This window comes from Streptomyces sp. NPDC058619, from assembly GCF_042717785.1.
GTDB lineage: Bacteria > Actinomycetota > Actinomycetes > Streptomycetales > Streptomycetaceae > Streptomyces.
In genome coordinates, this window is the sequence record NZ_JBHXQN010000104.1 from 1 (window position 1) to 10959 (window position 10959).

The 10959-nt window shown below is 70.4% G+C and carries 11 protein-coding genes and 1 pseudogene; 5 read left to right on the forward strand and 7 right to left on the reverse strand.

Annotated features, from left to right (window positions below; translation table 11 throughout):
* Positions 1–287 precede the first annotated feature (287 nt).
* The gene (locus ACFWTC_RS37610; RefSeq protein WP_384030421.1) at positions 288–863 is read left to right on the forward strand and encodes a hypothetical protein; all 576 of its coding nucleotides are present in this window, start codon (positions 288–290) and stop codon (positions 861–863) included.
* Positions 864–2134: 1271 nt separating this feature from the next.
* Here the strand turns inward: ACFWTC_RS37610 and ACFWTC_RS37615 are convergent.
* Positions 2135–2263 (reverse strand): hypothetical protein, encoded by a 129-nt coding sequence (locus ACFWTC_RS37615; protein ID WP_383932735.1) that lies wholly within the window; start codon positions 2261–2263, stop codon positions 2135–2137.
* Between the two features lie 230 nt (positions 2264–2493).
* Between ACFWTC_RS37615 and ACFWTC_RS37620 the strand changes: the two genes are divergently transcribed.
* A complete protein-coding gene (locus ACFWTC_RS37620; RefSeq protein ID WP_383932737.1) occupies positions 2494–2808 on the forward strand; it encodes a hypothetical protein in 315 nt (104 codons plus the stop codon).
* A gap of 300 nt (positions 2809–3108) precedes the next feature.
* Here ACFWTC_RS37620 and ACFWTC_RS37625 read toward each other — a convergent pair whose 3' ends face one another.
* The gene (locus ACFWTC_RS37625) at positions 3109–3330 is read right to left on the reverse strand and encodes a hypothetical protein (protein WP_383932739.1); all 222 of its coding nucleotides are present in this window, start codon (positions 3328–3330) and stop codon (positions 3109–3111) included.
* 343 nt (positions 3331–3673) lie between these two features.
* Between ACFWTC_RS37625 and ACFWTC_RS37630 the strand changes: the two genes are divergently transcribed.
* Positions 3674–3847 (forward strand): hypothetical protein, encoded by a 174-nt coding sequence (locus ACFWTC_RS37630; protein ID WP_383932740.1) that lies wholly within the window; start codon positions 3674–3676, stop codon positions 3845–3847.
* A 1143-nt stretch (positions 3848–4990) separates the two neighbouring features.
* On the opposite strand, the gene ACFWTC_RS37635 is transcribed toward ACFWTC_RS37630, so the two are convergent.
* The 3 genes and pseudogenes from ACFWTC_RS37635 to ACFWTC_RS37645 form a co-directional block, all read right to left on the reverse strand.
* Positions 4991–5401, reverse strand: coding sequence for a four-helix bundle copper-binding protein (locus ACFWTC_RS37635; protein WP_383932743.1), 411 nt, complete (start codon positions 5399–5401; stop codon positions 4991–4993).
* A 142-nt stretch (positions 5402–5543) separates the two neighbouring features.
* Positions 5544–5884, reverse strand: a pseudogene (locus tag ACFWTC_RS37640) (DUF4396 domain-containing protein); the annotation flags it as partial.
* A 301-nt stretch (positions 5885–6185) separates the two neighbouring features.
* Positions 6186–6791 (reverse strand): TetR/AcrR family transcriptional regulator, encoded by a 606-nt coding sequence (locus tag ACFWTC_RS37645; RefSeq protein WP_383932753.1) that lies wholly within the window; start codon positions 6789–6791, stop codon positions 6186–6188.
* A gap of 183 nt (positions 6792–6974) precedes the next feature.
* On the opposite strand from ACFWTC_RS37645, the gene ACFWTC_RS37650 reads away from it, so the two are divergent.
* Entirely contained in the window at positions 6975–7934 is a 960-nt protein-coding gene (locus ACFWTC_RS37650; RefSeq protein WP_384030423.1) for an alpha/beta hydrolase family protein, read from the forward strand.
* An 18-nt stretch (positions 7935–7952) separates the two neighbouring features.
* On the opposite strand, the gene ACFWTC_RS37655 is transcribed toward ACFWTC_RS37650, so the two are convergent.
* On the reverse strand, positions 7953–8630 hold the full coding sequence (locus ACFWTC_RS37655; RefSeq protein ID WP_384030425.1) for a DUF6308 family protein: 678 nt from the start codon (positions 8628–8630) through the stop codon (positions 7953–7955).
* A gap of 304 nt (positions 8631–8934) precedes the next feature.
* Positions 8935–9540: a TetR/AcrR family transcriptional regulator gene (locus ACFWTC_RS37660; RefSeq protein ID WP_384030427.1), complete on the reverse strand. Its 606-nt coding sequence runs from the start codon at positions 9538–9540 to the stop codon at positions 8935–8937.
* A 69-nt stretch (positions 9541–9609) separates the two neighbouring features.
* Here ACFWTC_RS37660 and ACFWTC_RS37665 point away from each other — a divergent pair, with 69 nt between their 5' ends.
* A complete protein-coding gene (locus ACFWTC_RS37665) occupies positions 9610–10620 on the forward strand; it encodes an NADP-dependent oxidoreductase (protein WP_384030429.1) in 1011 nt (336 codons plus the stop codon).
* Positions 10621–10959: the final 339 nt, after the last annotated feature.

The window sequence follows — 10959 nt, forward strand, 5'->3', positions numbered from 1 at the left end:
CGACAGCCGGGCCACCAACCTGCCCATCACCCGCCCGACAACCCCAAAACGGGCCGCCGGAAAATCCGACGACCCGTCACGAAAGATCGAGGCTAAGACAGGGACTCCCAGGATGAACAAACCTCAATGGACGGCTCACGCTCGGCCGATGTGTTGATTGCTGAGCGCGCCTCTCATGCCGGCTCAACATGCAAGCGCATGATGCCGGAAGGAGGCGCGCAGGCGTTCTCCCTGGCTTCACCGACCTTCGAATGGACGTTGTACCCACCAGGAAAGGAGGGTTTTTCATGAGTCTCAAGAGCAGAGCCGGGGCCGATCTTGGCCCGATTCCGAAGCGGAGCACATTGCTTACAGGCACCGCGATGGCATCACTGGCTCTTGTGATGCTGGGCTTCGCCAGCCCCGCTCTGGCAGCTGCGCCCACCCACCAGATGGCAGAGGAGGGAAGCCGATCGTCAGCCGGCGACAAGTGCGACAGGCCGGGACACCCCCACGGCGACGGCTCGATCTTCACCGGCGATAGCGGTGCAGACAGGTGCAAAGGCAAGCCCGGACCGCCCGGACCCCCCGGACCCCCCGGACCGCCCGGACCGCCCGGACCAGGTGCCGTTCTCACCACCTTCCAGGTGGAGGGAACACTGGTCGTAGCGCCATCCGGCACCAATGCGACTTCCACCGCGACGTGCCCCGCCGGAAGTGTCGTCACAGGCGGCGGGTTCGTCGTCGTTCCGGAGCCGGGGGCGGACATCGAATTCTTTGTCCTTGAGAACCAGAGGGGCACGGGCAACTCGTGGCAAGTGACCATCGACCCCAATGAGCAAACCACCTTCCGCGCCGTCGCGGAATGCGCCACATTGAGCTGACCCTGCCAGCAGAAGGCCGCCGGAAGTCGCGGACTTGCTGGCCATGGCGGCGCGAGATCGCAAGCAGATCACCGGATGCGTGACCCGAGAGTCCTGCGGGATATCGCCCGCCACCTGCTGCTGACGCACGTGGGATAGCCGGGTAAGGCGGCGGTGGGGACCGGCCAGGTTGGTGGCTGGCCCCCACTGGCGTCGCGCGCGACGTTGCGTCAGTCAACCTCGGATGTAATCCATGCGGCGGGTACGAGTTCTTGTCCGCCGCATCGGCGCCCGGTGCTCGACGCGGTCACTGAAGGCGGGGTCTTCGAGGTCGGCGTGCTCCATGACGATGACCTATAGCTTTCCGAAGAGCTGGCGGAGCGTCACTGGCTCAACGGATCCATTATGCCGAGGCCGACTCCCTGTTGGTTTCGGCGAGCACGAGCGAGCACTGGGACACCGCCGTATCGGCTCTGGACGACCCACGTCCACGCTCGGACAAGAGCCGGCGGCGAGCAGACAGGCCGCGGCCGGGTGGGCGCCGGGCCGGATCAACTCAACCAGTTCGGGCGTCACCAGATCCAGGAGTTCCCCGGCGTGCAGGGGCGCGGACCCGAAGGCGAGGAGGCCGGCAGAGCGGGCCTGGACCAGAGGGCCGCGCCCGTCGAGCGCGCGCGTGATCGGCTGGGCCGTGACCAGGCTGACAGGCTGCTGGACAGCAGCCAGGTGGTGACCTGGACCGCCCGCTTCGGGCGAAGGCGAGGAGTTCCGGGACGGTGAAGGCGTCCTCGGTGAAGGTGTCCTCGGTGGAGCCGGACCAGGTGGCGATGACGTACCCGCCGATGAGTTCGGAGGCGAGAGGATCTTCGAGAACCTCGAAGGCGGCGCGGAGTTTCGGCGTGCAGGCGGTCGCGGTCGCCGTGGCCGGTGGTCTCGGGGTTGTGGACGAAGGCGATGTCGGCGCGGCCGAGAGCGGCGGCGGAGCGGCGGGTCTGCCAGTCGATGAAGTCCGGGGCAAGGCTGTGCCGGGCCATCGGCCTGCCCGGCGCGGAGCACCCCGGCCTCGACCGCCGCCCGGCCCTGGGCGCGGGTGTAGAAGCCGGTCTTCGTCGCCACCCGCACCGCAGGGAACGCGTCCAGCACCTGGCTCCGCGTGGACGGTGCCGCCGGCGTAGTGCGGGGCGGTGTCGATCCACCCGGACCCGCCCTCGCGCGCGGTCCGCGCCGCTACAGCGGCAGCGCGGACCCGGTGGGTGCCGAGGGCGGCTTCGGCCGTCACCGGCCAGCCCCGGTCACGGCGGCGGCTGGCCCTGAACCAGGACGGTGAGCAGCGCCGCGGCATCGGCGACGGTCAGGCCGGCGATCTGCGTGGTGCGACGCAGTAGTAGAAGCTCGAGCGAGAGATCCCCAGCATCGAACACAGCCGCGTGACGCCGAACCGGCGCTGGTGATTTTCAACGAACTGGCAGCGTCACCAGCGCGTCTCCCCTGGGAAATACCGGGCCGCCTTGCGGAGGATGTCCCGCTCCTCCTCCAGTTCACGGATCCTCTTTGCGTGCCGCAGCCAGCTCCGCCTGAACATCGGGTGTGAGTAGTTGCCTCCCCATTCGTGGAGCACTCCGTGCCCCGCACAACGGATTGGACACCTGCCATGACCACTGCGAGCCCGGGCGGCACGCCCGCAGGTCGCCGGACCGCCGGTGCCGAGGTTTCCGGACACGGGACACGCCGCCTGTCGACCGAGACGAAGTCGGCCCTGAAGACGACGGAGTTCTTCGTCTACATCGCTGCCGTCATCGCGGTCCTGATCGCCTCCATGCTCGTGGGCACCGAAGAGGGTCACCTCGACTACTTCCGCGCCGACAAGGCATGGCTGTACATCGTGATCCTCACCGTCGGCTACATGATCAGCCGCGGGCTGGCCAAGGCCGGCAGCCGGGACAACTACGACGACAACGGCTCCTGACCCCGCAACATCACCGGGGAGAAGCCGAGCCGCACGGTCGCGAGGCGGCTTGCTGCCCCGGCCCGGGCCCCGCTCTCGCCCCGTCTCCCGCGCAAGTCGCCGATCCGTAACTGGGTGATCCCGGGACCGCCACGCTCTCCTCCCGCCCGCTTGGGGGAAAGTGTCCACCGTGCGAGGTGAGGCTGTGATCTCTGCTGGGCCGCAGCCACCTTGCAGCAAACCGCCCTCTGCCCGACCATCAGGCCGGGCAGAGGGCGGCGCACAGCCAGACGGACGCTCCCGGTAGGGCGGGGCCGTCCGTCAGTCCCTGGCGATGGCCATACCAAGGAAGATCCCCACCAGCAGCGCGACACTGCCGACGGCCATCACGGACCACGTCCCCGCGTGCGTCGCGGTGAACGTCGAGGTCATCCCCGCCTGCGTCGCGGCCTGGGTGGCCTGCGCCCCGGCCATGGTCGCCTCCTGGACGGCCAGAGTCGTCTCCAGCGCCTGGATCTTGCTCTCCAGCCCAGACTGCTCCATCGCACGGTTCCCCTCTCACGGAATGCCGGCTGACCCCGGCATCACCGTCCATCGCTTCCCCATCGCGCGCACGTAGCCGCGCCGACTGCCTGCGGTGCACTCGTTTGCTGACGATGGCCCCAGTAGGCGCCGCCACCCACCTGTCACCCGTCCGGCCCCGACGGGGACGGCGCCGCCACGGACCACCACCCGGAGGCCGGGAGCGGGCACCGGGCCGCCGGGCCGGGGCGCAGGCGGCCGCTTCCCGAACCGGACATGCGACTTCGCACCGCACCCGGCTCTCCACAGGCCCCGAGGGTTTCGTGGTGGTTGTTCTCATCCCGTGGCGTTCCAGGGAGGGGGAATGGATGCGGCCGCCCGGGCGGCGCTCGCCGGCGGCGAGCTGGAGGGCATGCGTATCGAGCTGATCGCGGACGCGGCCGCTGCCCTCGCGGTGCTGCTCACGGCGGCCAAGCCGCGCGGGGGTGACCCGCTACGGGCGCCGCGCCAGCGCGAGCAGGTCCCACAGCAGCGCTGACCCCCGTCGCCGGGCGCCCGCATTGCCTGCACGCCGGCGATGTGGGCGCCGACCGGGCCGCCTCAGGTCTGGCAGCGGATCGATCCGCTCACCGACTGGTCGGACACCGGGGGCCGCGCTGCCTCAGACTGCCGGATGTCGCTCTGCCTGTCTTCTGACGGCGGAGCGGGATGGCTCAGTGCTGGTGTCCGTCGTCGTGCCCGGGCTCCTTGCTGGGGTGGGTGGCGTTCGGAGATGTGGTGGGCTGGGAGGCCGGACTGGCTGTCCGAGCGGCGTTGGCTGCGGGTCGGCTGCGACGGGGTCGGAGGCGGGGTCGTGGGGGCGAGACTGGGCGAGGAGGACAAAGCGGACCCTTCAAGGGAAGTTCAGTGGGGCCTGGATCTCTCAACGAGGCAGGCGGGCAGGACGGGGCCGAAGATCGGACTCGCGGGGCGCAGCGCAAGGTGAGCGTGGCTCGGCGCCGCACGGCACAGGCAGCGAAGGCGCATCGCACGGCATGGCCGAGCCGCCGCTGGTGCACTGGTGCGGATGGGGCTCGCGGGGTTGTGCCCGACAGGCCGTCGACCGGTTGGCTGGCGTGAAGGCTTACATCCGTAGGACCGCTGAGTCCGGCACGGGGGCAGATGCCAAGAGCGCCGTGACAGGTCGAGCGGCGCCGGCTGCATACGCGTACGGAGGCCGGTGAATGGTCTGGGCCTCGCACGGGGCGGGCAGTGCGGCGCCCTGTTGGGGCTGGCCGGACACACACTGGTGAGCTGCGTGATCGGGCTCCGGAGCGTCCTGGTGGTCGGTGTGGCCCTGGCCGGAGTGCGGAGCGGGCGCCTCGTGGCTGTGTTCGGCGGAACCTGGGTCCGGAACGTGCACGGCTGCCGCGTTGGTCGGCGCCCCGAGATGGGCGTGGCCTGTGGCGCTCTCCGCGCTGACACCGTGGCTGTACATCAGCGTGAGGAGAAGCGCGGCGAGCACCCACGTTCGCCACGGGTCCGCTGCACGAGAGCGGGACCGCGGCGCGCTACGGGTCGCCCGGGCCATAACCATGCCGGGGAGCATAGCGTTACCTCGGCCACGGCCCGCCCGTGGGGCGTGTTTCCTCTCGGACGAGTGGGTCCGTGGCTTCCGACGGGGCCGGATGGCGGGCGGGCGTCAGCCGAGCGCGCCGAGGAGTTCGTTGCATGCCTGCTCGCAGGAGCGGCAGGCCTCGGCGCAGATGCGGCAGTGCTCGTGCACGTCCGCGTGGCGTCCGCATTCGTCGGCGCACGCCTTGCAGACCATGGCGCACGCCTTCAGGATCGCGGCGGTGATGTTGGCGTCGTAGCCGGTGTGGCGGGAGAGGACCGCGGCGGTGGCGGTGCAGATGTCGGCGCAGTCCATGTCGGTGCGGATGCACTTGGCGAGATCGCCCACCATGCCCTCGGACAGGCAGGCGTCCGCGCACGCCGTACACGCCTGCGCACAGGTGATGCACTCCTCGATACAGGCGGTGAGCTTGGCCTGGTCGATGTCGCCTAGGTCGGCCGGGTGGGTGGCGAGCATGTCCTTGACGGTGCTGGACATCGTCGGTGCCTCCGTTCCCCGGGGGGCCGGCGGATCCGGGGCGGCCGCCGTCGAAGCCCCCGGTACCTCCAGCTAACGCCCCTGGACGCGACGGCGCCCGGCCACACCGTGAGGTGCGGCCGGGCGCGGTGTACGGCCGGGGTCAGTGGTAGGCGTGTACGACGGCGTGGCCCTTGCCTCGGCCGATCATCCACTTGTTGACCGGCGTGGTGATCAGGAAGGCCACGGCAAGGCCCCCCATCAGCGCCGTCCAGAACAGTGCGTCCGACAGTGGGCGTCCATCGCGCTGGGCGTCAGGGCGATGATGCCGTTGTCGACGAGCTCCATCGCCGCGATCGAGACGGTGTCCGCGGCCAGCGCGACCTTGATCGCGCTCTTCCAGTCCAGGCAGGCCCGGCGGACCGCGAACTGGGTGAAGGAGTAGCCGAACACGAACGCGAGGGTGATCGCCAGGATCATCGTCTGGACGTTGCCCCACATCACTTCCACCGGACGAACGATCCGCGCTGGCTGCTGTACGAGCAGGACCGCGGCGGCGACGAGAACTACCACGTCTACCGGGTCGACCTGGACGATCCCGATGCCGAGGCGGTCGATCTCACCCCCTACACAGGGGCCCGCGCCGTGGGTTTCGAGACGAGCAGGGCGTGGACCGGCAGCGCGACCCGGGACGGCGGGGCGGTCAGCACCGCACCCCGCACCCCGCACCCACGAAAACGAGCAGATGTCCTCTGGCTGGGAAACAGAGGCATCGTCACAGCCGGGCAGCGGCAAGCCATCGGTTTCAGACGGAACCCCGGGGCGGCGGCTGCCGGAGGCCCTGGAGGAGGAGGGCGATCAGCCTTCGGGGGTCGTAGCGGGGGTCGTTGTCGCGGCCGATGCAGAGGTTGCCGATGCCGCGCATCAGTTCGTAGGGCCGTGTGCCGGGCCTGATGTCGCCGGCCTCGACGGCGGCGTCGAGCAGTCGGGTGGAGACGGGCAGCAGGCGGTCGAGGAAGTAGGCGTGCAGCGCGGCGAAGCGCTCACTGTCCGACTGCAGGGCGTCGGCGAGGCCGTGCTTGGTCACGAGGAAGTCGACGAAGAGGTCGACCCATTGACACAGTGCGTCGAACGGGGAGTCGGCGCCGGCCAGCAGGTCCGGGCCGGCCTCGGCGCACGCCTCGATCTGGTGCTGGTACACGGCGGTGACGAGGTCGGCCCGGGTCGGGAAATGGCGGTAGATCGTGGCCATCCCGACGCCCGCCTGGGCCGCGATCCGGCGGATCGGCGCGTCGACGCCGGAGGTGACGAACACCTCGGCTGCGGCAGTGAGCACCGTTTCCCGGTTGCGCTGGGCGTCGGCCCGCTTGCTCCGGGACGGCGAATCCCCTGCAGGACCCTCGGCGGCCATCACGTTCTCCTTCGACACCGGTCGACGTCGGCTCATACCTATTGACAAAACGGAGCGTCGCTCCGGATACTAAATGGAGCGTCGTTCCGTTTCAGCTTAGCCGAAACAGGACGTCCTGACCGCCTGCCCGCCGTCCTGCCGACCGCAGGCGAGGGGCGAGTGTTACCGAAAGGGAACCCCACCGTGAGTACATCCACCACCCCCGACGCCCTGGGCGCGCCCGTCCCGGTCCTGTCCCTCAGCCCCATGGTCCTGTCCGTGCCCGGACGTCCCGTGGACCTGCAGGTGCGCGTCTCCGCACCCGCGACCGGAACCGGCCTCCCCGTCATCCTCCTCTCCCACGGCCACGGCCCCTCGAACAACCTCTCCTCGCTCAACGGCTACGCGCCGCTCGCCGACTTCTGGGCGGCACACGGATTCGTCGTGATCCAACCCACCCACCTCACCTCCCGCACGCTGGCCCACCTGGTCGCCGAGGCCCCCGGCGCACCCGACTTCTGGCGCTCCCGCGCCGAGGACATGACCCACGTCCTCGACCGGCTCGACGTGATCGAGAACGCCGTACCGAGCCTCGCCGGACGGGTCGACCACACCAGGATCGCCCTCGCGGGCCACTCGCTCGGAGGCTTCACCGCCGCCCTCCTGCTGGGTGCCGGGATCACCGACCCCGGCACCGGGAACGTGGTGCACCTCGTCGAGCCCCGCATCAAGGCGGGTGTACTGCTCGCCGCGCCCGGAAGGGGCGGCGACGTCCTCAACGGGCCCGTGGCCGAGCTGTGGCCGATCATCGGGGCCGTCGACTTCTCCACCATGACCGCACCCGCGCTGGTAGTCGCCGGGGACAAGGACGACTCCCGGCACTTCACCGACATGGGTCCGGACTGGCACGCCGACCCCTACACCCTCGCCCCCGGCCCCAAGACCCTGCTCACCCTGTTCGACGCGGAGCACGGGCTCGGGGGGATCGCCGGGTACGACGCCGCCGAGACCACCGACGAGAACCCCGAGCGGGTCGCCGCCCTCGCCCGGCTCGCAGCGGCCTACCTCCACACCCAACTCCACCCCGGCGCCCCCGCCTGGCAGATCGCCTGCGAGGCGCTGGCCACCGGACCCGACCCGGTAGGACACGTCACGTCCAAGTAGCCGCCCCTCAGGCCGACGTCAGCGGGGACAGGCGTGGCCCTCTGCCCGGTGTCCCATCCACACCACCACATCGCATACCCGCAGTGCACTCACCGTCTCCGGAACGCCGGCGGCACGGCGCAGCGCGAGCAGCTGACGCTGCAAGGCGTGGCCGTCCGCGCGCAGCGCGGCATGCAGCGCAAGCCAGAACGAGGGGCGCGGGCGGCCCAGAGCGCAGCGCACCAGAGTGTCGTAGACCGGCAGCAGCCGCGGACCCTTCCTGGCCAGGAGCTTTCCCGCGATCACCCACCCGACATCGGGTTGATCTTCGAGCAGTTGCCAGGCCCGGGCCGCCGGGGACCCCGGGGCCAGGTCGGACACCTCGGAGTCGACCATGTCCAGGTCCCCGGGAATGGCGAGCAGCAGACCGGACAGCCGCGCGCCGAGCGGTCCCTCCAACAGGTCCAGCGCGACAGACGCCGGAACGGTCACCGACAAGGTCTGCACCGCGACCAGATCCTCCGCCGTGATCCGGTCGAGGACCGCCGGCCGGTCTCCCCCGCCCGCCAGATGCTCGAACCGGCTGCCGGTGAACGGCACCGCGCCGGGCGACAGCCCGATCCCGAAGTATCGCCGCAGATCCGCGACGGCCCGAGGCCCGGTGATGGATGCAGCCAATCTCTCCGAGAAGGGTTGCTGGAGACCTGCGATGGACATCGTGCTCCGGTTCCGGACAGGGTGGAAGGGGCGAAGCGCTCGACCCCATGGCCATGGGGACCCCCGTGACACTAACGCTGAAGCTTGCTTCTGTCCGGCCGTTCCCAGCGGCCGTTCCGTGCGGAGACGGTGCGCGGCTCCGGGCGCTGAAGGTCTGGGTCATCGGGGCGGTGAAGCGCGACGCCCCTGAGGGCGTCGTCCGCATCACCTCGGCTCCATCGCCGCGGAGCGGCGGCAGGTGTTCACCGGCTCGACTTCCCTAGCACCGGCGCCGGTCGACGTCGCCCGCTTGGCGGTGGCCACATCACTTACGGGTCCGGGGGCGGGCCCGAAAGCCGCCTTCCTCCTCGGTTTGGCAGTTGCCCGCGCTCGTCAGGATCGCGCTCGCGACTACCTTGAACAGACGATCGGAGCGCGGTGCAAGCGAGGGTTGATCGCCGAGCCAAGCAAGCATGGCCACCAGCGCGAACAGATCGGCGCCGTCGATGTCGCTCCGCGCCGCGCCGTCGGTCTGGGCGCGGGCGAGGAGCCGCGCACCGGCTGCGCGCAGGGTGACGCACGAGGCGTGGAGTGCGGATCCGGTGTCCTCGATGGCGGCTGCCATCAGCACCGTCACCCCCCGGTACTCGGTCGTCCACGCGACGCAGTCGTACAGCCACGAAAGCAGGGCGTCCTCGGGCGAGCTCGACGTCTCGAGCCTGCTCGCCTCGGCCGTCAGTTCGTCGAAGCTCGTACGGAGCAGGGCGTCGAGCAGCGCCTCGCGCGTCGGGAAGTGCCGCAACAGCGTCGCGAGCCCGACGTCGGCCCTGCGCGCGATGTCGCGCAGCGACACGTCCACCCCCTGCTCGGAGATGGCGGCGCCCGCTACTGCGAGCAGGTGGTCGCGGTTCTTCCTGGCGTCGGCCCGCATCTGGCCCCCTTGACTATCCGGATCAGTGGTCCGGATAAGCGTATCCCGCAGCGCGTACAGGAGAAGACGATGCCGACACGCACGATGAGGGCGATCCGGCTCCACGAACACGGCGGCCCGGAGGTCCTGTGCCACGACGAGGTGCCGATTCCCGAGCCCCGGCTGGGCGAGGCGCTCGTCCGCGTTCACGCGGCCGGCATCAATCCCCCCGACTGGTACCTGCGTGGCGGACTCACCAGGATGCCCGGGGAGACGGAGTCGACGGTCAGCCTGCCGGTGATTCCGGGAACGGACGTGTCAGGCGTCGTCGAGGCCGTCGCCGCGGACGTGACCGGTCTGCAGGTGGGCGACGAAGTCTTCGGCCTTCTGCGGTTCCCCAGCTTCAACGGCAGCGGGTACGCCGAGTACGTGGCCGCGCCCGCGACGGACCTCGCGCGCAAGCCGGCCGGCATCGACCACGTGCACGCCGCCGGGGCGCCGATGGCCGGACTCACCGCGTGGCAGTTCCTGATCGAGCCCGGACACGACCACCCCTCCCCCTTCCAGGAGGCACGGCATCGGCCGACGGCACTGGACGCCGACACGACGGTACTCGTCAACGGCGCCGCGGGCGGGGTGGGGCACTTCGCACTGCAGCTGGCGAAGTGGAAGGGCGCGCGCGTCATCGCCGTGGCATCGGGCGCACACGAGTCGTTCCTGAGCGAGCTCGGAGCCGACCGGTTCTTCGACTACACCAGGAGTCGTCCCGAAGAACTGGTGCGCGACGTCGACCTCGTTCTCGACACCGTCGGCGGCCCCGACAGCAGGCGCTTCCTGCGCACGCTGGGGCGCGGCGGCTCCCTGTTCCCCGTACTCCCCGGAGACTTCGACCCCGAGGAGACCGCACAGCTGGGTGTCACGGTCTCGAGTGCCCAGGTCCGCTCGAACGGCGCGCAGCTCGCCGAGCTGGGGCGCCTGCTCGACGCGGGCACGGTCCGCGTAGCGATCGACAGCACGTTCGCTCTCGCGGACGCCCGGGCAGCACACGAACGCGCCGCCCGGGGGCACATCCAAGGCAAGATCGTACTCACGGTCGCCTAGGAACGGGCTCCCACCGGGCTGGGGTTCAGCGGGGGCCGGTGCAGATGCGGATGACGCCGCCGGTAAGGCCGTCCGCCGCCGCGATCGCGTCGCGGAGCTCTGGCCGGGCTACCGACAGGACCAGTGGGCGTGGGCCACGGAAGGTGACCTCCCGCCACGGGGCAGGGTAGTCGTTGCACAGTCCGAACCGGCCGGGGTCGGCCACCGCCTTGTCCGGATACGCCTGGTGGAGCTGGATCGCCGGGGCCGACCGGCTCACATGCCCGCCTGCACGGATAAGAAACAAATAAGATCGAGTGCATGGTCGGGGCGGGGCCGGGCACACGGTGCCTCGGAGGT

Excerpts from the sequence above, each read along its gene's own strand:
- ACFWTC_RS37610 (WP_384030421.1), top strand. The coding sequence starts at position 288 with ATGAGTCTCAAGAGCAGAGCCGGGGCCGATCTTGGCCCGATTCCGAAG.
- ACFWTC_RS37620 (WP_383932737.1), top strand. The coding sequence starts at position 2,494 with ATGACCACTGCGAGCCCGGGCGGCACGCCCGCAGGTCGCCGGACCGCC.
- ACFWTC_RS37625 (WP_383932739.1), bottom strand. The coding sequence starts at position 3,330 with ATGGAGCAGTCTGGGCTGGAGAGCAAGATCCAGGCGCTGGAGACGACT.
- ACFWTC_RS37630 (WP_383932740.1), top strand. The coding sequence starts at position 3,674 with ATGGATGCGGCCGCCCGGGCGGCGCTCGCCGGCGGCGAGCTGGAGGGC.
- ACFWTC_RS37635 (WP_383932743.1), bottom strand. The coding sequence starts at position 5,401 with ATGTCCAGCACCGTCAAGGACATGCTCGCCACCCACCCGGCCGACCTA.
- ACFWTC_RS37645 (WP_383932753.1), bottom strand. The coding sequence starts at position 6,791 with ATGGCCGCCGAGGGTCCTGCAGGGGATTCGCCGTCCCGGAGCAAGCGG.
- ACFWTC_RS37655 (WP_384030425.1), bottom strand. The coding sequence starts at position 8,630 with ATGTCCATCGCAGGTCTCCAGCAACCCTTCTCGGAGAGATTGGCTGCA.
- ACFWTC_RS37660 (WP_384030427.1), bottom strand. The coding sequence starts at position 9,540 with ATGCGGGCCGACGCCAGGAAGAACCGCGACCACCTGCTCGCAGTAGCG.
- ACFWTC_RS37665 (WP_384030429.1), top strand. The coding sequence starts at position 9,610 with ATGCCGACACGCACGATGAGGGCGATCCGGCTCCACGAACACGGCGGC.